A 522-nucleotide genomic window follows, 5' to 3' on the forward strand; every position below is an offset into this window, starting at 1 on the left:
TAAGGAGGTGATCCAACCGCAGGTTCCCCTACGGTTACCTTGTTACGACTTCACCCCAGTCATGAATCACAAAGTGGTAAGCGCCCTCCCGAAGGTTAAGCTACCTACTTCTTTTGCAACCCACTCCCATGGTGTGACGGGCGGTGTGTACAAGGCCCGGGAACGTATTCACCGTAGCATTCTGATCTACGATTACTAGCGATTCCGACTTCATGGAGTCGAGTTGCAGACTCCAATCCGGACTACGACGCACTTTATGAGGTCCGCTTGCTCTCGCGAGGTCGCTTCTCTTTGTATGCGCCATTGTAGCACGTGTGTAGCCCTACTCGTAAGGGCCATGATGACTTGACGTCATCCCCACCTTCCTCCAGTTTATCACTGGCAGTCTCCTTTGAGTTCCCGGCCGAACCGCTGGCAACAAAGGATAAGGGTTGCGCTCGTTGCGGGACTTAACCCAACATTTCACAACACGAGCTGACGACAGCCATGCAGCACCTGTCTCAGAGTTCCCGAAGGCACCAA

Annotated in this window: 1 rRNA gene; it reads right to left on the reverse strand. The window is 53.4% G+C overall.

The annotated features are described in order from the left end of the window. Window positions 1-522, reverse strand: a 16S ribosomal RNA gene (locus ACOTXF_RS23785); the annotation flags it as partial.

It is taken from the genome of Enterobacter cloacae complex sp. IR53041 (assembly GCF_049238285.1).
In the GTDB taxonomy this organism is placed as follows: domain Bacteria; phylum Pseudomonadota; class Gammaproteobacteria; order Enterobacterales; family Enterobacteriaceae; genus Enterobacter; species Enterobacter roggenkampii.